This is a genomic window from Streptomyces sp. NPDC039430 (genome assembly GCF_055639435.1).
This window is the reverse complement of sequence record NZ_JBVKAK010000023.1, coordinates 50016-73263: the sequence shown is the minus strand read 5'-3', so window position 1 is coordinate 73263 and position 23248 is coordinate 50016. Positions and strand designations below refer to the sequence as shown.

General features: G+C 75.2%; 2 protein-coding genes (1 of these 2 running past the window's edge). Both read right to left on the bottom strand.

Annotated features, from left to right (window positions below; translation table 11 throughout):
- Positions 1-19: 19 nt before the first annotated feature.
- Positions 20-16504 carry a type I polyketide synthase gene (locus ACZ7LS_RS34290; RefSeq protein WP_385341701.1) on the bottom strand — a complete coding sequence of 5495 codons (16485 nt, stop codon included), beginning with the start codon at positions 16502-16504 and terminating at the stop codon, positions 20-22.
- A gap of 24 nt (positions 16505-16528) precedes the next feature.
- On the bottom strand, positions 16529-23248 hold the final stretch of the coding sequence (locus tag ACZ7LS_RS34285) for a type I polyketide synthase (RefSeq protein ID WP_385135246.1). Its footprint extends 21966 nt past the window's final position; the window shows 6720 of its 28686 coding nt (coding positions 21967-28686); the start codon falls outside the window, past its right edge; its stop codon occupies positions 16529-16531.

Below are 23248 nucleotides of genomic sequence, written 5' to 3'. Positions count from 1 at the left end.
CGAAGGGAGTGGGCCCCTGTCAGGAATCCGTCGACCTGCCGAGCTCGTTGTCGATGAAGGCGAGGATCTCGTCGGCGCTCGCGGCCTCGATCCGTTCGGTGACCACGGCTCCGCCGGTCTCCGGGGCGGCCGCGTCGCACCGCGCGAGGAGCCGGCGCAGCCGTCCGGCGACTCCGGTCGTGGTGACCTCGTCGAGTGCGCCGTCGGTGAGCGCCGCCTCCAGCAGGCCGAGCGCGGCGAGCGGCGAGCCGTCCGGGCCGGAGGTGTCCGCGCCGAACAGCGCCGGCGTCAGATGCGCGGCGACGGCGAGCGGTGTGGGGTGGTCGAACACGAGCGTGGCGGAGAGCCGTACCCCCGTGGCCGCGGTCAGCCTGGTGCGCAGTTCCACCGCCATCAGCGAGTCGAAGCCCAGCCGGCTGAAGTCCCGGTCGGCGGGGACGTCGTCCGGGGTGGCGTGGCCCAGTACGGCGGCGGTCTCGGTCCGCACCAGCTCCACCAGGGCCGCTTCCCGCTCCCGCGCGTTCAGCTCTGCCAGGCGCCGCGTCAGACCGCCGGCACGGCTCCTGGCGGCGGCCGTACGGCGCTTGGCGCGGGTCAGGCCGCGCAGGATCGCGGGGACCTCGGCCGTCGCGGGGGTCGTCTCCTGGTCCGCGCCGGTGGCGATCCGTACCGGCACGGCCAGTACGTCGTCGCGGGCGCTCGCCGCGTCGAAGAGCGCGAGGCCCTGTGCCACCGGGAGCGGGGCGAGGTCGGAGCGGGACAGCCGGCGCAGCTGGGTGCCGTTCAGGGTGCCCGTCATCCCGGTGTCCGAGGTCCAGGGGCCCCAGGCGAGCGACAGTGCGGGCAGACCGAGGGCGGCGCGGTGCCCGGCCAGCGCGTCCAGGAACGTGTTGGCGGCGGCGTAGTTGCCCTGTCCCCGGCCGCCGGTGATCCCGGCGATCGAGGAGTACAGGATGAACCCGGCCAGATCGGGGACGAGTGCGCGGGTCGCCTCGTGCAGCTCCCAGGCCCCGTCCGCCTTCGGACGCAGTATCCGGTCGACCAGCGCGGGGGTGAGCGAGCCGATGGTGGCGTCGCCGAGCACGCCCGCGGTGTGCACCACGGCGGTCAGCGGGTGTGCGGCCGGTACGGCGGCCAGCAGCGCGTCGAGCGCCGTACGGTCGGCGACGTCGCAGGCGGCGATGGTGATCTCGGCGCCGTGTGCGGTCAGTTCGGCCCGCAGTTCCTCGGCGCCGGGCGCGTTGGGGCCGCTCCGGCCGGCCAGCAGCAGGTGCCTCATGCCGTGCGCGGTCACCAGATGCCTGGCGAGTGCGCTGCCGAGGCCGCCGGTGCCGCCGGTGATCAGGACCGTGCCGTCGCGGTCCCAGGACCTGACCCGGCCGGGCGGCGCGGTGACGCCGTTCTCGGGCAGCCGGGCGAGCCGGGCGACCCGCAGGGCGCCGTCGCGCAGCGCCGTCTGGGTCTCACCGGCCGCCAGGAGGCCGGGCAGGGCGGTGAGGGCCGCGCCCAGGACGTCGGCGCCGTCGCGGTCGTCGAGGTCGAGCAGCGGGAAGGAGCCGGGCTCCTCCGACTGGGCGGAGCGGACCAGGCCCCATACGGGGGCGGCGGCCAGGTCCCGTACGTCCTCGGTGCCGACGCCGACCGCGCGCCGGGTGACGAACACCAGCCGCGACCCCGCGGTCCGCTCATCGGCGGACCAGGCGCGCAGCAGGTCGAGGGCGGTGGCCGTCGTGGTCCGCATGGCTGCGGCCATGTGCCCGGCGCCGGACGCGTCCCCGATGACCGGTGCCAGCACGACGTCGGGCAACGGCCCTTCGGAGCCGAGGAGTTCGGCCAGGGATCCGGTGCGTACGACGGGCACCGCCTCCGCCGTACGCGCCATGTCCAGCGCGGTCGCCAGGCCCACCGGGTCCGCGCCGACGACCGCCCAGCGGAGACCGGCGGAGGACGCGGGGACCGCCGGGGCGGGCGCCGGCTCCCAGACCACGCCGAGCAGCGCGGCCGCCTCTCCGCCGGCTCCCGCCGCGACGGGAGCCGCGACGGTGGCCGGGCGGAGAGCGAGCGAGCGTACGGAGACCACCGGCGCGCCGTCCACGTCGACGGCCGCCAGCGACACGGTGTCCCGGCCGGTGGCGGTCAGCCGTACCCGCAGCGCCGTGGCGGCGCCCGCGTGCAGGGTCAGCCCGTGCCAGGCGAACGCTTCGGCGTCCCCGGCCGTGGTGACGTCGTCCAGCAGCCCCGCCGCGCGCACGGCGGCGTCCAGCAGGGTCGGATGGATCGTGAACGCGCCGTCCCGGCCCGCCTCTTCGTCCAGCGCGACTTCCGCGAACACCGCGCCGTCCCGCCGCCAGGCGGTGCGCGGACCGGCGTCGTCCCCCTCGCACTCGACGGCCCTGGCACCGGCCGGCGGCCAGAGGGCGGTGTCGAACTCCGGGTCCGGTGTCGCCGCTCCGTCCTCGGCGGCCAGCACGCCGGTGGCGTGCCGGATCCACGGCAGATCCGCTCCCGCCTCCGGGCGGGCGTGCACGTCCAGGGTGCGGCGGCCGGTCTCGTCGGCGGCGCCCACCCGCACCTGGATCCGTACCGCGCCCTCCTCGGGCACGAACAGGCCGGTCTCCACGGTCAGTTCCTCGATCAGCGCGCGGCCCACCTCGTCACCGGCGCGTACGGCCAGTTCGGCGAAGGCCGCGGCGGGCAGCGGTACGGGCCCGCCGGAGATCCGGTGGGCCTCCAGCCAGGGGAGCGCTGCGAGCGAGAGCCGGCCCGTCAGCACCACGTCGTCGGAGCCGGCCACGGTCGTCGCCGCGCCCAGCAGCGGATGACCCGCGGCCACCAGGCCGAGGCCGGTGGCGTCGCCCGCCGCCGCCCGCGCCACCGAGGGCCAGTAGCGCGCGTGCTGGAAGGCGTAGGTCGGCAGCTCCACCCGGCGCGCGCCCGTGCCGGCGAAGATCCCCGCCCAGTCGGTGGTGACACCGTGCGCGTGCAACTGGGCGAGCGCGGTGACGGCGGTCAGTTCCTCGGACCTGTCCTCGCGCAGGACGGGCACGACGACCGCGTCGTCCGGTACGGACGCGCGGACCAGGGCGGAGAGCACGCCGTCCGGGCCCAGCTCCAGGAACGTGCCGACGCCCCGGCCGGCGAGGGTCCGTACCCCGTCGGCGAAGCGGACCGGCTCGCGGACGTGCCGTACCCAGTAGTCGGCGCGGGAGAGTTCACCGGCCGTGGCCGGTTCGCCGGTCAGGTTCGAGACGACCGGGATACGGGGCTCCTCGAAGGTGAGCTTCTCGGCGACCGTACGGAATCCGTCCAGCATCGGGTCCATCAGGGGCGAGTGGAACGCGTGGCTCACCGGGAGCCTGGTCGTCCTGCGTCCGGTGTCCGCCAGGCGTTCCGCGGTCTTCAGGACCTGGTCCTCGGCGCCGGAGACGACCACCGCCATGGGGCCGTTGACGGCGGCGACCGCGACCTCGGCGCGGAGCAGCGGCCGTACCTCGTCCTCGGTGGCCTCCACCGCGACCATGGCTCCGCCCTCGGGCAGCGCCTCCATCAGCCGGGCGCGGGCCGCGACCAGCCGGGCCGCGTCCGCCAGCGAGAACACCCCGGCCACATGCGCGGCGGCGATCTCACCGACCGAGTGGCCCGCCACGAAATCCGGGGCCACGCCCCACGACTCCACCAGCCGGAACAGCGCCACCTCGATCGCGAACAGCGCGGGCTGGGTGTACGCGGTGCGGTTCAGCGTGGCGGCGTCGTCCCCCCAGATCACCTCGCGCAGCGGGCGGGGCAACTCCCCTTCCAGATGGGCGAGTACGGAGTCGAGCGCGTCGGCGAAGACCGGGAAGCGCTCATAGAGCTCACGGCCCATTCCCAGCCGCTGGCTGCCCTGGCCGGAGAAGAGGACCGCCGTCGGCCGTTCCACGGCCACTCCCCTGGCGACCTGCGGCGCGGACGCGTCCGCGGCCGCGCCGAGGCCCGGGGCGATGAGCACGGCACGGTGGTCGAAGGACGACCGGCTCCCTGCCAGCGAGAGACCGAGGTCGAGCGGGGAGAGCCCGGGGCGGTCCGCCACGAAGGAGCGCAGCCGGTCCAGCTGTGCGTCCAGCGCGGCTTCGCTCCTGGCCGAGACGGGCCACGGCACGGCGGCCGGTGTCACCCCGGGAGCCGGGGACGGTGCCACCGGCTCGGCGCGCGGGGCCTGTTCGAGGACCACGTGCGCGTTGGTGCCGCTGATCCCGAAGGACGACACACCGGCCCTGCGGGCGCGCCCGGTCTCCGGCCACTCCCGACGCTCGGTGAGCAGTTCCACCGCGCCCGACGACCAGTCGACCCGGGTCGAGGGCTCGCTGACATGCAGCGTCCTGGGCAGCTCGCCGTGCCGGAGCGCCAGCACCGTCTTCAGTACACCGGCGACGCCCGCGGCGGCCTGGGTGTGGCCGAGGTTCGACTTCACGGAGCCGAGCAGCAGGGGCCGCCCGGGGTCGCGGTCACGTCCGTATGTCGCGAGGAGGGCGCCCGCCTCGATGGGGTCGCCCAGGGTGGTGCCGGTGCCATGGGCCTCGACGGCGTCCACGTCCGAGGGTGTGAGCCCGCCGGCGGCGAGGGCCTGGCGGATCACCCGCTGCTGGGAGGGGCCGTTGGGGGCGGTCAGCCCGTTCGACGCGCCGTCCTGGTTGACGGCGGAACCGCGCAGCACGGCCAGGATCTCGTGGCCGCCTCGCCGGGCGTCGGACAGCCGCTCGACGACCAGCACGCCGACGCCCTCCGACCAGCCGGTGCCGTCGGCCGAGTCGGAGAACGCCTTGCAGCGTCCGTCCGGGGCCAGACCGCCCTGGCGGGTGAACCCGGCGAAGCTGGTCGAGGTCGACATGACGGTGACGCCGCCGACCAGCGCCATGGAGCACTCCCCGGCGCGCAGGGCCTGGGCGGCCCAGTGCAGCGCGACCAGGGAGGAGGAGCAGGCGGTGTCCACGGTGACGGCGGGGCCCTCGAAGCCGAAGGCGTAGGAGAGCCTGCCGGAGATGACACTGGCGGCCAGGCCGGTGCCCGCGTGCGCCTCGACGTCCTCGTTCGCCCGGAGGATCAGGTTGGCGTAGTCCTGGCCGTTGGTGCCGACGAACACCCCGGTCTGGCTGCCGCGCAGCGAGGCCGGGTCGGTCCCGGTGCGCTCGAACGCCTCCCACGCGGTCTCCAGCAGCAGTCGCTGCTGGGGGTCCATGGCGAGGGCCTCGCGCGGTGAGATGCCGAAGAAGTCCGGGTCGAAGTCGGCGGCCTCGTAGAGGAATCCGCCCTCGCGCGTGGCGCTGCGGCCCTGGCCGTCGCCCGCGAGGACATCGAGGTTCCAGCCGCGGTCCGTGGGGAACTCCGCGATGCCGTCCCGGCCTTCGGTGAGCAGCTGCCACAGGTCCTCGGGCGAGCGCACGCCGCCGGGGAAGCGGCAGGCCATGCCGACGATGACGACCGGGTCGTCGGTGACCTCGGCGGACGGGGCGGGAACCGTGCCCGGGGCGTCGGGTCCTGTCCGCTCCCCCGCCTCCTCGCCGAGCAGTTCGGTGAGGAGATGGCCGGCGAGCGCGTGCGGGTTCGGATAGTCGAAGACCAGCCCGGCGGGGAGGGCGAGACCGGTCGTCTCGGCGAGGCGGTTGCTCAGTTCGACGGCGGTCAGCGAGTCGAAGCCGAGGTCGCGGAAGGCCTTGTCGCCCCTGATCGCGTCGGCTCCGGTGTGTCCCAGTACGGCCGCCGCCTGGGTACGGACGGCGGTGAGCAGTACGGCGGTCCGGTCGGCCCCGGTCGCGGCGCGCAGCCGCTCGCGGAGTCCTGACGCGGCCGATTCGCTCTCGCGCCGCGCGTCCCGTACCGCTGTCAGCGCCGTGCGCGCCTCGGGCAGATCGGCGAGCAGCGGGCTGGGGCGCAGGCTCAGCAGCGCGCTCAGCAGCCGTGGTTGCTGGAGGTCGGCGAGGACCACGGTCGGCTCGGGCTCCACCACGACACGGAGCAGCGCGGAGACGGCGAGGGCCGGGTCGAGCGCGCCGGCTCCTGCCGTCGGAGCGGCGGCGTCCGCCTGGTGGGCGGCCATGCCGAGGTGGGTGCCCCGCGCGGCCATGCCGTCGCCGTCCCACGCGCCCCAGGCGATCGAGGTCGCCGGCAGCCCGAGCGACCTTCGCCGCTCGGCCAGCGCGTCGAGGACGGTGTTGGCGGCGGCGTAGTTGGCCTGGCCCGGGTTGCCCACGGCGCCCGCCACCGAGGAGAACAGCGCGAACACCGTCAGATCGAGATCCCGGGTCAGTTCGTCGAGCAGCAGCGCCGGAGCGGCCTTCGCGCGGAACACCGTCTCGAACCGTTCGGCCGTCAGCCCTGCCAGCACCCCGTCGTCCAGGACACCCGCCGTGTGCACCACGCCCGTCAGCGGGCTGTCCTCGGGGACCGCGGCGAGGACCCGCGTCAGCTGCTCCCTGTCGGCGGCGTCGCAGGCGGTGAGGGTGACCCGCGCGCCGAGAGCGGTCAGTTCCGCCCGCAGTTCCTCGGCGCCTGGCGCGTCGGGGCCGCGGCGGCTCAGCAGGACGAGATGCCGGACGCCGTCGCCCGCCAGCCGGCGTGCGACGCGGGCGCCGAGCGCGCCCGTACCGCCGGTGATGAGCACGGTGCCGGACGGCCGCCACCGCTCCTCGGCGGACCCGGCGCTCCCGGTGCCGGGCGCGGGCACCATCCTGCGGCCGAACACGCCCGAGGCGCGGACGGCCACCTGGTCCTCGCCGTCCCGGCCGCCCAGGACGGCGAGGAACCGCCGTACGGACCGCTCGTCCAGCTCCTCGGGCAGATCGGCCAGCCCGCCCCACTGACGGGGGTGTTCGAGCGCCGCGACCCGGCCGAGGCCCCAGACGGCGGCCTGCGCCAGGCCGGCCGGCGGCTCGGAGCGTACGGGTGAGACGGCGCCGCGGGTGACGGCCCAGAGGGGGGCCGCGATGCCCGCGTCGCCGAGCGCGCGCGGGAGCGCGGCGGTGGCGATCAGCCCGGCGGGCACCCCGGCGGGGCCGGCCGTCTCGTCCAGGGCGAGCAGCGACACCACACCCGTGATCTCAGCCGGGGCGCCCGCGGCGGCCTCTGCCAGCCGGGCTGCCAGGCCGCCGCCGGACGCGTCGATGCCGAGCGCGCCGCTGCCGGATGCCTCGATGTCCGATGCCTCGATGTCGACCCGGACGGCCGCCGGGCCGAGCCCGTCGATCAGCGCGGTCACCCACGCGTCGGCGACCGGTGCCGGGGGTGCCAGTACCAGCCAGGTCCCGGCCGGGGTGGCCGTGGAGCCGCTGACGGTCAGGGGCTTCCAGCTCTCGCGGTAGCGCCACGCGTTCACGGTGGAACGGGCCTTGCGCCGGGTACGCCACGACGACAGCGCGGGCAGTACGGCCCCGAGCGAGTCGCCGTCCACGTCGAGGCCGGCCGCGAGGGAGTCCAGGTCCTCGCGCTCCACCGCGGCCCAGAACTCCGCGTCAGCCGGGTCCGTACCGTCGGCGGGCGCGGCCTCCACCACCTCGGGCCAGAACCGTTCGCGCTGGAAGGCGTAGGTCGGCAGATCGACCTGCCGGGCCCCGGTGCCCGCGAGGATCCCGGTCCAGTCGACGGAGACGCCCGCGACATGCAGCCGGGCCACGGCGGTGACCAGCGCGGCTTCTTCGTCGCGGTCCTTGCGCAGCGCCGGGACCACCACGGCGGTGGCGGGCAGGGACTCACGTGCCATCGCGGAGAGCACCCCGTCCGGGCCCAGCTCAAGGAACGTACCGACGCCGCGGTCGGCGAGCGCGCGCACCCCGTCGGCGAAGCGCACGGCCTCGCGGGCATGGCGTACCCAGTACTCGGCCGAGCACAGCTCGCCCGCCGACGCGGGGCCGCCCGTCAGGTTGGACACGACGGGAAGGGACGGTTCGGCGTACGCCAGGCCCTCCGCGACGGTGCGGAACTCGTCCAGCATCGGGTCCATCAGCGGCGAGTGGAACGCGTGCGAGACCCGGAGCCCGCTCGTCCTGCGTCCCCGCGCCTCCAGTCGGGCCGTCACCTCGCGCACGGTGTCCTGCGCGCCGGAGATCACCACCGACGAGGGGCCGTTGACGGCGGCGACCGACACCTCGGCCGACAGCAGCGGCAGCACCTCCTCCTCGGTGGCCCGGACGGCGGCCATCGCGCCGCCGGCCGGCAGCGCCGCCATCAGCCGGGCACGGGCCGCCACCAGACGGGCCGCGTCGGACAGCGAGAACACCCCCGCCACATGCGCCGCCGCGATCTCGCCGATCGAGTGACCGGCGACGACGTCGGGCCGCACGCCCCAGGACTCCACGAGCCGGAACAGCGCCACCTCGACCGCGAACAGCGCGGGCTGCGCGAAGCCGGTGTCATCGAGCGCCTCCGCGTCGTCGCCCCAGATGACCTCGCGCGGCGAACGACCGGGCCCGGACCCCGACTCGGCGTCCAGCGCGGCCAGTACGGAGTCGAGCGCCTCGGCGAAGACGGGGAACCGGCCGTACAGCTCACGGCCCATGCCCGGCCGCTGCGAGCCCTGCCCGGAGAACAGCACCGCCAGTGACGGCTCGGTGGCGAGGCCACGGGCGACGTCCGAGACGCCCTCGTCGGTCGCCAGCAGTACCGCGCGGTGCTCGAAGACCGAACGGCCCGTCGCCAGCGAGTGGCCGACGTCCACGGCGGAGCACTCGGGGTGCTCCCGCGCGAAGGCCCTGAGCCGGTCGATCTGTCCGTCCAGCGCCGCTTCGCTCGTGGCCGACACGAGCCACGGCACGGCGCGCGGGACGGCCACGGGCGTGGCCGGCGCGCGGTCGGCGCCGGCCCGGTCCGGCTCCGGGCCGGCCTGCCGCTCCGCGGCCACAGGCTGCTCCGTGTCCGCAAGCTGCTCCGTGTCCGCCTGCTCCAGCACCACATGCGCGTTCGTGCCGCTGATCCCGAAGGACGAGACGCCCGCCCTGCGGGCGCGTCCGGTCTCCGGCCACGCGGTGGTGTCGGCGAGCAGTTCCACGGCCCCCGCCGACCAGTCGACATGGCTCGACGGCTCGGTCAGGTGCAGCGTCCTCGGGAGCGTCCCGTGGCGCAGCGCCATCACCATCTTCACCAGTCCGGCGGCGCCCGCGGCGGCCTGGGTGTGGCCGATGTTGGACTTCACGGAGCCCAGCAGCAGCGGCAGGTCCCGGTCGCGGTCCTGGCCGTAGGTGGCCAGCAGCGCCTGTGCCTCGATCGGGTCGCCGAGCGGTGTGCCGGTGCCGTGTGCCTCCACCGCGTCGACCTCGGCCGGGGAGAGCCCGGCGTTGGCGAGCGCCTGCCGGATCACCCGCTGCTGCGCGGGCCCGTTGGGGGCCGTCAGACCGTTCGAGGCGCCGTCCTGGTTGACGGCGCTGCCCCGTACGACCGCGAGCACCCGGTGTCCGTTGCGCCGCGCGTCCGACAGCCGCTCCAGCACCAGCACGGCCGCGCCCTCGGACCAGCCGGTGCCGTCGGCCGACTCGGAGAACGCCTTGCAGCGGCCGTCCCCGGCCAGTCCGCCCATCCGGGAGAAGCCGGCGAAGTTCGCGGAGGTGGTCATCACCGTCACGCCGCCCGCGAGGGCGAGCGAGCACTCACCGCCGCGCAGTGCCTGGGTGGCGAGGTGCAGCGAGACGAGGGACGACGAGCAGGCCGTGTCGACCGACATCGCCGGGCCTTCCAGCCCCAGCGCGTAGGCGAGCCGGCCGGAGACGACGCTGACCGCGAGGCCGGTGGTGGCGTGGCCCGCCATGTCGTCCTTCGACCGCATGACGAGACCGGCGTAGTCCTGGCCGCTGACGCCGACGAAGACGCCGGTGCGGCTGCCGCGCAGGGTGGCCGGGGCGATGCCCGCCCGTTCCGCGGCCTCCCAGGCGACTTCGAGCAGGACGCGCTGCTGCGGGTCCATGGCGAGGGCCTCGCGCGGCGAGATACCGAAGAATCCGGCGTCGAAGTCGGCGACGTTCCGCAGGAATCCGCCCTGGCCCTCGACCGCGCCGATGGACGCGTCGGCCTCCCAGCCCCGGTCGTCGGGGAAGCCGGAGATGGCGTCGCCGCCGGAGAGCACCAGCTCCCAGAGTCCTTCGGGGGACTCCACGCCGCCGGGGAAGCGGCAGCTCATGCCGACGATCGCGATCGGATCGCCGGTGGCGTCGGCGCTGTCGCGCGACTCGCGCGTGGTGACGGCCGCGACGTCGTCCTCGCCGACCAGTTCATCGAGGAGGTACGCGGCGAGCCTGGCCGGGGTCGGGTAGTCGAAGATGAGGGTGGCGGGCAGGGTCAGTCCGGTGGCGGACGCCAGCCGGTTGCGCAGTTCGACGGCCGTCAGGGAGTCGAAGCCGAGCTGCCTGAACTCCCGTTCCACGGAAATGGCCTCGGGCGAGGAGTGCGCCAGCACCACCGCCGCCTCGGCGCGGACGAGATCGGTCAGCAGCCGGGGCCGCTCGTTCTCGCGCAGCGCGGCCAGCCGCTCGACGAGGCCCGCGCGGGACACTCCGGCGGCTCCGCTCTTCGCGGCGCGGCGGCCGGTCCGTACGAGTCCGCGCAGGAGGGCCGGGACGCCGGCCGCCGAGGGGATCGCGCCGCCGCCGAGGGAGAGCGGGACGATCAGCGCCTCGTCGCTCGCGGTGGCGGCGTCGAACAGCGCCAGGCCCTGTTCCACCGGGAGCAGCGGCATTCCGGAGCCGCCGCCGACCCGGCGTACGTCCTGGTCCTCCAGCGTGCTGGTCATGCCCACGCCCTGCTCCCAGGCGCCCCAGGCCAGCGAGAGCGCGGGCAGCCCCTGGGCGCGGCGGTGCGCGGCCAGGGCGTCCAGGAAGGTGTTGCCTCCCGCGTAGTTGGCCTGTCCGGGGCTGCCCATGACGCCGGCGGTGGACGAGTACAGCACGAACGCGGCCAGGTCGAGATCGCGGGTCAGCTCGTGGAGGTGCCACGCCGCGTCGACCTTGGGACGCAGCACACCGGCCAGGCGTTCGGGGGTCAGCGAGCCGACGATGCCGTCGTCCAGCACACCCGCCGTGTGCACCACGGCCGTCAGCGGGTGCGCGGCGGGCACGGACGCCAGCAGTCCGGCCAGCGCGGCCCGGTCCGCCACGTCGCAGGCGGCGACCGACACCTCGGCCCCCCGGGTCCGCAGCTCCGCGGCCAGTTCGGCGGCTCCGGGGGCCTCCGCGCCGCGCCTGCTGGTGAGGATCAGGTGCCGTACGCCGCGCTCGGCCACCAGATGGCGGGCCAGCACACCGCCAAGACCGCCCGTGCCACCGGTGATCAGGACCGTACCCTCGGCGTTCCATACCGGCGGCATGGTCAGCACGATCTTCCCGATGTGCTTGGCCATGCTCATGAAACGGAACGCGTCACGCGCCCGGCGTACGTCCCACGACCGCACCGGCAGCGGCTCCAGTACGCCGCGTTCGAACAGCTCGCCCAGCGTGAGCAGCATCCGCTGGATGCCGTCCGGTTCCACCCAGCCGAGGTCGAACGCCTGGTAGTGCACGCCGTCCGGCAGATCGGCGGCCTCGCGGATATCGGTCTTGCCCATCTCCAGGAACCGGCCGCCGGGACCGGTCAGCCGCAGCGACGCGTCCACGAACTCACCGGCCAGCGAGTTCAGTACGACATCGACACCGTCACCACCGCTCACCCGCGCGAAGGCCGCCTCGAAGTCCGTCGTACGCGACGAGGCGAGGTGATCCTCGGCCACGCCCAGCGACCGCAGGACATCCCACTTGCCCTCGCTCGCCGTCGCGAAGACCTCGGCACCCAGATGGTTCGCCACCTGGACCGCCGCCATACCCACACCACCCGCACCGGCATGGATCAGCACCCGCTCACCACACCGCAACCCGCCCAGCTCCACCAGCGCGTAGTACGCGGTCAGGAACACGAGCGGCATCGAGGCCGCCGTCTCCCACGACCAGGTGTCCGGTACGCGGGTCATCATGTGCTCGTGGCCCACCACATGGGTGCCGAAGCCGCCGAAGAGCATGCCCATGACCCGGTCGCCGACCCGCAGACCGGTCACCTCGGGTCCGGTCCCGACCACGACACCGGCCGCCTCGGAGCCGAACAGCCCGGCGTCGCCCGGGTACATGCCCAGGGCGTTGAGGACATCGCGGAAGTTCACTCCGGCCGCGCGGACCTCGACGCGTACGTCGTGGCCGGTCAGCGGTTCGAGGACCTCGGGGAACGGGGCCAGGGTCAGCCCGTCGAGACTTCCCTTCGCCCTGCTGCCCAGCCGCCATGGCCCTCCGGCCGGCGGCACGAGGCCCGTACCCGACTCCAGCCGGGCGAGCCGGCCGACGCGCAGCGCGCCCGCGCGGACCACGGCCTGCGGCTCGCCGGCGGCCACCAGCCCCGGCAGCGTGGGCAGTACGGCCGCCGAGTCGGCGGTGTCGTCGGCGTCCACCAGCAGGAACCGGCCGGGGTTCTCGGCCTGCGCCGAGCGCACCAGACCCCATACGGGGGCGGCGGCGACATCGGTGACGTCCGTGGCGCCGTCCTCGACCGCGCCCCGGGTGACGAACACCAGCCGCGAGTCCGCGAAGCGCTCCTCGGCCAGCCATTCGCGCACCAACGTCAGCGCGTAGTGGGCGAGTTCGTGCGCGGACTCGGCGCCGCGCGCGCTGTCGCCCCGGAGCGGTACGAGCACGGTCCCCGGCACCGACGCCTCGTCGCGGGCGGTCAGCTCGGCGAGCGTACGCGCCGGTGCGCCGAGCCGGGTCGCGCCGGTCGAGGCGAGGGCGGCCGTCAGGCCCAGTGGGTCCGCGCCGAGCACCACCCATCCGGTGTCCTCGGTGACCTTCTCCGGGGTGCCGGGCACCCAGTCGACGCGGAAGAGAGAGTTCAGTTCGTCCCGGCGTCCGCTGTCGGCCGCCTGGGGGCCCGCCGCCCGCAGGAGCAGCGAGTCCACCGAGATGACGGGTTCGCCCTGGACGTCGACGGCGGCCAGTTGGACGGAGTCCTGGCCGTTGCCGGTGATCCGGACGCGCAGCGCCGACGCTCCGGAGGCGTGCAGGGAAACGCCGTTCCAGGCGAAGGGCAGCAGGCTGCGGTCGTCGCCGTCCGCGCTGGCGAACACGGTGCTGTGCAGGACGGAGTCGAGCAGTGCCGGGTGCATGCCGAAGTCGGTGGCGTCGCCGACCGCCCGGTCGAGGGCGACCTCGGCGAAGATCTCCTCGCCCCGGCGCCAGACCGCGCGCAGGCCGCGGAAGACCGGTCCGTAGTCGAGTCCGTTGCCCGCGTAACGGTCGTACAGCCCCTCGATGTCCACCACGGTCGCGCCCTTGGGCGGCCATACGGACCCGTCGAAGCCGAGGATCCGCTCGCCGCTCCCGATCCGGCCGGAGGCGTGCAGGGTCCACTCGTCGTCGGGCGCGGCGGCGGGGCGGGTGTAGAAGCGCAGCTCGCGGCGGCCCTCGTCGTCCGCGCCGCCGACGGAGATCTGCACCTGGACGGCGCCGGTGCGGGGCAGGATGAGCGGGGCGGCGAGCATCAGTTCCTCGACGCGGTCGCAGCCCGCCTGGTCGGCGGCCCTGATCGCGAGTTCGAGGAATCCGGTGCCGGGGAAGAAGACCATTCCGCTGACGACATGGTCGGCCAGCCACGGATGGGTGGCGAGCGAGAGGGTGCCGGTCAGCAGGAGTTCGTCGGAGCCGGCCACGGACATGGCGGCGCCCAGCAGCGGGTGGTCGGCGGAGGCCAGTCCGAGACCGGTCGCGTCGGCCGGCCGGAAGGTCGTCTTCGGCCAGAAGCGCTCGTGCTGGAAGGCGTAGGTCGGCAGATCCACCAGCCGGGCGCCGGTGCCCGCGAAGAACGCCGGCCATGCCACGCGTACGCCGTGGACGTGCAGGCGGGCGAGGGCCCCGACGGCCGAGGTCTCCTCGGGGTGGTCCTTGCGGAGCACCGGTACGGTCACGGCGCCGTCCGGCACGGACTCCTGGGCCATGGCCGACAGCACACCGTCGGGACCCAGCTCCAGGAAGACGGTCACGCCCTGCTCGGCCAGCGTCCGCACACCGTCGCCGAACCGGACGGCCTCGCGGACATGCCGCACCCAGTACTCGGCGGAGCACAGCTCCCCGGCCGACGCGAGACGGCCCGTCAGGTTCGATACGACGGGGATGACGGGCTCCGCGTAGGCGAGGCCCCGCGCGACGGCGCGGAACTCGTCCAGCATCGGGTCCATCAACGGCGAGTGGAACGCGTGCGAGACCCGGAGCCTGCTCGTCCTGCGGCCCTGCTCCCCCAGCCGCGCGGCGGCCTTGAGGACGGCGTCCTCGCCGCCGGAGATCACCAGGGAGGCCGGGCCGTTGACGGCGGCGACCGACACCTCGCCGGACAGCAGCGGCAGCACCTCGTCCTCGGTGGCCCGGACGGCGACCATCGCGCCGCCCGGGGGCAGCGCCCGCATCAGCCGCGCCCGCGCGGCCACGAGCGCGCAGGCGTCCGTCAGCGAGAACACCCCCGCCACATGGGCCGCCGCGATCTCACCGATCGAATGCCCCGCCACGAAGTCCGGGACCACCCCCCATGACTCCACCAGCCGGAACAGCGCCACCTCGATCGCGAACAGCGCGGGCTGGGTGAAGCCGGTGTCGTCGAGCGCCTCCGTGTCGTCGCCCCAGATGACCTCGCGCAGCGGACGGTCCAACTCGCCGTCCAGCTGTGCCAGTACGGTGTCCAGCGCCTCGGCGAACACCGGGAAGCTCTCGTACAGTTCGCGGCCCATCCCGAGCCGCTGGCTGCCCTGGCCGGAGAACAGCACCGCGCTCTTCGCGCGTGCCGCGACCGTGCCCTCGACGGCGCCGGCCGTCGCGCCGTTCTCGATCCAGCTCGCCAGCGCCGCGCGTCCCGCCCCGCCGTCCTCGTCCGTGACGACGGCGAGACGGTGTTCCAGGCTCGCCCTGGAGGTCGCGAGCGAGAGCGCGGTGTCCAGCGCGCGCGTACCGGGCTCGGCCTCCAGCCTGCTCAGCAGCGCGGCCGCCTGGTCGCGCAGCGCCTCGGCGGTCCGACCCGAGATGACCCACGGGAGCGCGGTCGCGCGGCGGCCGGGAGCGGTCTCGTCCCGCGGGGCCGTGGGCTCCCCGGCGTCCGGCGCCTGCTCGATGATCACATGCGCGTTGGTGCCGCTGACCCCGAACGAGGAGACGCCCGTACGGCGCGGACGGCCCGCGTCCGGCCAGGGGCGCGCCTCGGTGAGCAGTTCGACTTTGCCCGACGACCAGTCGACGTGCGACGACGGTTCGTCGGCGTGCAGCGTCTTCGGCACCACGCCGTGCCGCATCGCCATGACCATCTTGATGACGCCCGCGACGCCCGAAGCGGCCTGGGTGTGACCGATGTTGGACTTGACCGAGCCGAGCAGCAGCGGATGTTCCCGGTCCTGGCCATAGCTCGCGAGCAGGCTCTGCGCCTCGATGGGGTCGCCCAGCGGGGTGCCCGTCCCGTGTGCCTCCACGGCGTCCACGTCGGCCGGGGTGAGTCCGGCGTTGGCGAGGGCCTGCCGGATCACCCGCTGCTGCGAGGGGCCGTTGGGCGCGGTGAAGCCGTTGGAGGCACCGTCCTGGTTGACGGCGGAGCCCCGGATGACGGCGAGGACCGGGTGCCCTTCGCGCCGCGCGTCGGAGAGCCGCTCCAGCATCAGGACGCCCGCGCCCTCGGACCAGCCGGTGCCGTCGGCCGACTCGGAGAACGCCTTGCAGCGGCCGTCCCTGGCGAGCCCGCCCTGCCGGCTGAACTCGATGAGCGAGCCGGGGGTGGACATCACATTGACGCCGCCCGCGAGCGCGAGTCCGCATTCGCCGTTGCGCAGCGACTGCACGGCGAGGTGGAGGGCGACCAGGGAGGACGAGCAGGCGGTGTCGACGGTGATGGCCGGGCCTTCGAGCCCGAGGGTGTACGAGAGCCGGCCGGACACGGCGCTGGCCGCGATGCCGGTGCCGACGTCGCCTGTCGCGTCGTCCAGCGACCTGACCAGCAGATAGGCGTAGTCCTGGCCGTTGGTGCCGATGAACGCGCCGGTGCGGGTGCCGCGCAGCCGGGTGGCGTCGATCCCGGACCGCTCGATGGCCTCCCAGGTGGTCTCCAGCAGCAGCCGCTGCTGCGGGTCCATGGTGACGGCCTCGCGGGGCGAGATCCCGAAGAAGCCCGGGTCGAAGTCGGCGACGGTGCTGAGGAATCCGCCCTGCTGGCTGACGGAGGTGTCGCGCGCGTCGGTGGTGCTGTCGCGCAGCGCGTCCAGGTCCCAGCGCCGGTCGGCGGGGAATCCGGAGATGGCGTCGGTGCCGGAGGCGACGAGGTCCCAGAGTCCTTCGGGGGAATGCGCGCCGCCGGGGAACCGGCAGCTCATTCCGACGATGGCGATGGGTTCCCTGGCCGCGGCGACGAACATGCGGTTCTGCCGCCGCAGCCGCTCCGCCTCCTTCATCGCGGCGCGGAGCGCTTCCACGACGTTGGCGTCGGGGGCTTTCTCGGTGGGGGCGTTCATGGTCTGCTCCATCACTCTCTCGCGCTACGCGTCGGACTGGCCGTTGAGCGCGGCCCGCACCAGGTCTGCCACTGCCATCGCGTCGATGGACTCGTCGGTGTCGTCGGTCTCCTCGTCCGGCTCGGGGGCCGTCCCGCCCCGTCCCGCCAGTTGGAGGAGCGGTTCCAGCACGCCGATGTCCCGCAGCCGCGCGAGCGGTACGGACGCCAGCAGGGCCCGGATCTCCGCTTCCTCGCCGTCGGCCCCGGCCCCGTCCGCCTCGTCGGGGATCAGCTCGCCGAGCAGGCGGCCGGCGAGGGCCGTGGGCGTCGGGTGGTCGAAGACGAGCGTCGCGGACAGGCTCAGGCCGGTCGCCGTGCTGAGCTGGTTGCGCAGTTCGACGGCTCCGAGCGAGTCCACCCCGAGGTCGCGGAAGGACCGTTCGGCGCCGACGGCGTCCGTGTCCGGGTAGCCGAGCACCTGCGCCGCCCGGGTGCGGACGAGCTCCACGACCGTCTCCAGCCGCCGGTTCGCCGGGAGGCCCGTGAGCCGCTCCCGCAGACCGCTCTCGGCCGCGCCGCCGCCGGGCGCCGCCGTGGCGGCCACCCTCTCGTCGTAGCCGGGGAGTTCGCGGAGCAGCGCACTCGGCCTGGCCGCGCCGAAGGCTCCGACGAACCGGTCCAGGGCGACGTCGGCGACGACCGCGGTCGGCTCGGACTCCATGACCAGCCGGAGCAGCGCCTCGCAGGCCAGGTCCGGGTCCATGGCGCCGATCCCGGCGCGCGCGGCGGCCTCGTCGGCCCCGGCGCCGCCGGCCATTCCGCCGCCGCCCCAGGCGCCCCAGGCGATGGAGGTGGCGGGCAGGTCCTGTGCGCGGCGCCGTTCGGCCAGGGCGTCCAGGATCGCGTTGGCGGCGGCGTAGTTGGCCTGGCCGGGGTTGCCCACGGCCGCGGAGGCGGAGGAGAAGAGCACGAACGCCGCGAGGTCCCGTCCACGGGTCAGTTCGTCGAGCAGGAGGGCCGAGGTGACCTTCGCGCGGAAGACCGCCTCGAACCGCTCGGGGGTGAGCCGGTCGAGCACTCCGTCGTCCAGGACACCGGCCGCGTGGACCACGCCGGTGAGCGGGTGCTCCGCCGGGATGCCGTCCAGTACGGCGGCCAGTTGGGCGCGGTCGGCGACATCGCAGGCCGTGATCGTGACGGCCGTGCCGAGGGCGTCGAGTTCGGCGCGCAGGGCGTCGGCGCCCGGTGCCCCGGGGCCGCTCCGGCTGAGCAGCACCAGGCGCTGGGCGCCGTCCCCGGCGAGCCGGCGGGCGACCTGGCCGCCGAGGGCGCCGGTGCCGCCGGTGATCAGGACGGTGCCGTCCGGGTCCCAGGCGCGGGCGGGCCGCTTGCCGGGCGCCCGTACGAGGCGCCGGGCGAGGACCGCGGAAGTACGTACCGCCACCTGGTCCTCGCCGTCGAGGCCCGCGAGCACCGCGGCGAAGCCGGCGGCGGCGCGCTCGTCGAGTGTCCCGGGGAGGTCGACCAGACCGCCCCAGCGCTCCGGGTACTCCAGCGCGGCGACCCGGCCGAGGCCCCATACCGCGGCCTGGAGCGGGCGGTGCGCGCCGTCGGCGCGGTTCACGGACACGGCACCCCGGGTGGCGCACCACAGCGGCGCGTCGATCCCGGCGTCGCCGAGTGCCTGGAGCAGTACGGCGGTGAGGGCGGTTCCCCCGGGCACGCTGCCCGTGAGGGTCTCGCGCAGTGCCAGGAGCGAGAGGACACCGGCGAAGCGCGTGCCGTCCTCGGCGTGCGCGCTCGCGGCGGCGTCGCGCAGTTCCCCGGCCAGTGCGGCCCGGTCGGGGGCGTCCGCGGCCAGCCGTACGACCGTGGTGCCGAGCGCGTCGAGCGCGCCGGACACCCAGGCGTCGCCGGTCAGTTCGGCGGGGACCACGGCGAGCCAGGTGCCCGTCAGCGGCTTGCGGTGGGCGAGGGACGCGCCGGCCAGTGCCTTCCAGACGATCCGGTGGCGCCAGCCGTCGACGACCGATTCGTCGTTCCGCTGCCTGCGCCAGTCCATCAGGGCGGGGAGCACCTTCGACAGGGCGTCGCTCTCGACGTCCAGCGCGGATTCCAGCGAGGCGAAGTCCTCCTGCTCCACGGCGTCCCAGAACGCGCGGTCCGTGGTCTCCGTCTCCCGCGCGGCGGCGTCGGTGGCGGCGGCGCCCGGCATGACGTCCGGCCAGAACCGGCCGTGCTGGAAGGCGTACGTGGGCAGGTCCAGCCACTGGGCCCCGGTGCCCGCGAAGAACGCGGGCCAGCGGGGGCTCACCCCGTGGACATGCAGCCGGGCGAGCGCGGTGACGAGCGTGATCTCCTCACCCCGGCCCTTGCGCAGGACCGGTACGGCCACGGCGTCGCGCGGCGCCGTCTCCTGGGCGAGCGCGGCGAGGATGCCGTCCGGGCCCAGCTCCAGGAACGTGGTCACGCCGCGCTCCGCCATGGTCCGTACGCCGTCGGCGAAGCGGACGGCCTCGCGGACGTGGCGCACCCAGTACTCGGCCGAGCACAGCTCCTCGGCCGACGCGAGACGGCCCGTCAGGTTCGATACGACGGGGACACGAGGCGCCCGGAGCGACAGCCCGGCGACCACGGCGCGGAACTCGTCCAGCATCGGGTCCATCAGCGGCGAGTGGAAAGCGTGCGAGACGCGCAGCCTGTTCGTCTTGCGGCCCTGGGCCTCCAGCCGGGCCGCGACCTCCAGGACCGCGTCCTCGGCACCGGAGATCACCAGAGACGTGGGGCCGTTGACCGCCGCCACGGAGACCCGATCCGACAGCAGCGGCAGGACCTCCTCCTCGGTGGCCTGGACGGCGGCCATCGCGCCACCGGCCGGCAGGGCCCGCATCAGCCGGGCCCGCGCGACCACCAGCCGGGCCGCGTCCTCCAGCGAGAACACCCCAGCCACATGTGCCGCGGCGATCTCACCGATCGAGTGGCCGGCGACGAAGTCCGGCCTCAGGTCCCAGGACTCCATCAGCCGGAAGAGCGCCACCTCGACGGCGAACAGCGCGGGCTGGGCGGCGCCCGTCTCGTTCAGCGCCTCGGCGTCCTCGCCCCACATCACCGCACGCGGTGAACGCGCCGGCTCGGCGTCCAGCGCGGTCAGTACGGTGTCGAGCGCCTCGGCGAACACCGGGAACGCCTCGTACAGTTCGCGGCCCATGCCGATCCGCTGCGAGCCCTGTCCGGAGAAGAGGAACGCGCTCTTTCCGGCCCGCTCCACCTGGTGCTCGACCAGGTCCGAGGCGGTGGCGCCGTCGGCCAGCGCGGCGAGTCCCGCGAGCAGTCCGTCCCGGCCGGTGACCGTCAGCGCGGCGCGGTGGTCGAGGACCGTGCGGGTCGTCGCGAGCGAGTACGCCAGGTCGGTCAGCGGGGTGCCGGGCCGCGCCGTCACCTGGGCGAGCAGCCTGCGCGCCTGGGCCCGCAGCGCGTTGGCGGACTTGCCGGAGAGCAGGACCGGCAGCGTCCGCGCCTCGCGGTCGGGCGCTCCGGGCGCGGTGGGTGCCGGGGCGGCCCCGGCGGGCGCCTGTTCCAGGACGACGTGGGCGTTGGTGCCGCTGGCGCCGAACGAGGAGACGCCGGCGCGGCGCGGGCGGTCCGACTCGGGCCAGGCGACCGGTTCGGTGAGCAGCCGGGCGGCGCCCGCCGTCCAGTCCACGTGCGAGGTCGGGGTCTCGGTGTGGAGCGACTTCGGCAGGGTGCCGTGCCGCATCGCCATCACCATCTTGATCACGCCGCCGACTCCGGAGGCGGCCTGGGTGTGGCCGATGTTGGACTTCAGCGAGCCGAGCAGCACCGGGCGCCCCGGCTCGCGGTCCTGGCCGTAGGTCGCCAGCAGCGCCTGCGCCTCGATCGGGTCGCCGAGCCTGGTGCCGGTGCCGTGGGCCTCGACGGCGTCCACCTCGGCGCCGGTGAGGCCGGAGTTGGCGAGCGCCTGCCGGATCACCCGCTGCTGGGCGGGTCCGCTGGGCGCGGTCAGTCCGTTGGAGGCGCCGTCCTGGTTGATGGCGGAGCCGCGCAGGACCGCCAGGACGTGGTGGCCGTTGCGCCGGGCGTCGGAGAGCCGCTCGACGACGAGCATGCCCACGCCCTCGGACCAGCCGGTGCCGTCCGCGTCCTCGGAGAACGCCTTGCAGCGGCCGTCGGGCGACAGCGCGCCCTGGGCGCTGAATTCGACGAAGCCCGCCGGGGTGGCCATCACGGTCACCCCGCCGGCCAGCGCGAGGGAGCACTCTCCCGAGCGCAGTGCCTGCGCCGCCAGATGCAGGGCGACCAGCGACGAGGAGCAGGCGGTGTCGACGGAGACCGTCGGTCCCTGGAGACCGAAGGAGTACGCGAGCCGGCCGGACAGGAGGCTCGCCGACTGGGCCGTCTCCCACTGGCCCGCCTCGGCCGGCGGCCGGTAGTCGCCGCTGCCGCCGCCGACATAGACGCCGGTGGTGCTGCCCCGCAGGGTCGCCGCGTCGATGCCCGACCGCTCCAGCGCCTCCCAGGCCGCTTCGAGCACGATGCGCTGCTGCGGGTCCATCACGATGGCCTCGCGCGGCGAGATGCCGAAGACTCCGGGGTCGAAGTCGGCGGCGTCGTAGAGGAAGCCGCCGTTTCCGGTGGTGCTGCGTCCGCGTCCGCCCTCGGGCGGGCCGCCGAGCAGCGTGTCGAGGTCCCAGCCGCGGTCGGTGGGGAACTCGCCCACGGCGTCGGTCTCGTCCATGACGAGCTGCCACAGGTCCTCGGGCGAGCCGACACCGCCGGGGTAGCGGCAGGCCATGCCGACGATGACGACGGGGTCGTCGCCGCTCCGGGCCGAGGCCGCCACGGGGGCCTCTGCGTCGGGCAGTTCGCCGAGCAGCAGGCCGCGCAGACGGCCCGCCAGTTCGGCCGGGGTCGGGTGGTCGAAGACCAGGGTGGCGGGCAGGGTGACGCCGGTGCTCGCCGTGAGCTGGTTGCGCAGGTCGACGGCGGTCAGCGAGTCGAACCCGAGGTCGCGGAAGGGCAGATCGGGCTCGACGACCGCGGTGTCCGGATGTCCGAGTACCACGGCGACCTTGTCGGTGACCAGGGTGAGCAGGGCGTCGGCACGCTCCGCCTCGGGCAGTTCCAGCAGCCGCTGCCGGTAGGCGCCGGCGGCGGGCGCCTCGTCACCGCGGTCGCGTGCGGCCGGCGCGAGGGCCTCGCGCGCTTCGGGCAGGTCCGCCAGCAGGGCGCTCGGGCGCGCCGCGGTGTGGGCCGGCGCGAAGGTCTCCCAGCGCACATCGGCCACGGTCACGGCGGCCTCGCCGTCCGCGACGGCCCTGCCGAGCGCGGCGAGCGCCGCGTCGGCGTCCAGGACGGGCAGTCCGTTCATCCGCAGGTGCGCGGCCATGGTGGTGTCGACCACGTCCGACCAGGCGCTCCAGGAGACGGAGAGCGCGGTGGCTCCCCGGGCGCGGCGCCGCCGGGCGAAGGCGTCGAGGTACGCGCCGAGCGCGGCCTCGTCCGCCCGGCCACGGACGCCCCAGACCCCGGCGACCGTGCCGAAGAGGACGAACGCGTCGAGCGGCCGGTCGCCGAGGACGGTGTCGAGCCGGCCGAGTCCGGCCGCCGCGGCGGCGAGGCCGGCGGTGCCGGTGGCGGGTGCCTCCTCCGCGTGGATCACCGCGGTCAGCGGCGCGTCCTCGGGAAGCGCGGCGAGCAGTGCGCTCAGCGCCGCGTGGCCGGAGGGGTCCGAGGGGCCGGAGGGGTCCGAGAGGTCGCAGACAGCGAAGGTGACGGTGGCGCCGAGCCGCTTCAGTTCCGCTTCCAGCGCGTCGGCCCCGGCGAGGTCGGCGGCGTGACGGCCGGTCAGCAGGAGATGCCTGGCGCCCTCGCGGGCCAGCCTGCGGGCGGCCCGGCCGCCCATCGTTCCCGTACCGCCGGTGATGAGGACGGAGCCGGTGGGCCGCCAGGAGGCGCCGGACGGGTTGGCCGGCGAGGTGGTCGTACGGACCAGCCTGCGTCCGAGGGCTCCGTCGGCGCGGACCGCGATCTGGTCCTCTCCGTCGCCTTCCTGACGGTGCGTCAGAATCGTGGCGAAGATCTCGGCCGTCCGGTCGTCGACCGTACCGGGGAGGTCGATCAGGCCGCCCCAGCGGTCCGGGTGCTCCAGGGCGGTGACCCGGCCCCGGCCCCAGACGGCGGCCTGTCCGGCGCTGAGCGGTGGTTCGGAGGGGGCCACGGAGACGGCGCCACGGGTGGCGCACCACAGCGGCGCGTCGATCCCCGCCTCGGTCAGCGCGGTCAGCAGCGCGTCGGGCCAGGCGGCGTCCGCCGGCAGGTCCCCGGCGTCGGTCGCGGCCGTGTCCGCGGCGGCGAGCAGGGAGACGACGCCGGCGTAGCGGGCCCCGTCCCGGTCCGCGCGCGCCGCGGCCAGCCGTTGCGCCAGTCCGCTCGGGCCGGCGGGGTCGGCCGCGACCGTGTCCAGCCGTGCCGTGCCCGTGCGCAGCGCCCCGACGGCGGCGGAGAGCCATGGCGATTCGTCGCCCTCCGCCACGATCACCAGCCAGTCGCCGGCCGGCGCGGTCGCGGCCGGTACGGCGAGCGGTGTCCAGGTCTCGTGGTAGCGCCAGTTGGCACCGGCGGACAGCTCGCCACGGCGGCGGCGCCAGGCGGAGAGCGCGGGCACCATCGTGGTGACGGTGTCGCCGTCCAGGTCCAGCGAGGCGGCCAGCGACTCCAGGTCCGCGCGCTCCACCGCCGACCA

Excerpts from the sequence above, each read along its gene's own strand:
- ACZ7LS_RS34290 (WP_385341701.1), bottom strand. The coding sequence starts at position 16,504 with ATGAACGCCCCCACCGAGAAAGCCCCCGACGCCAACGTCGTGGAAGCG.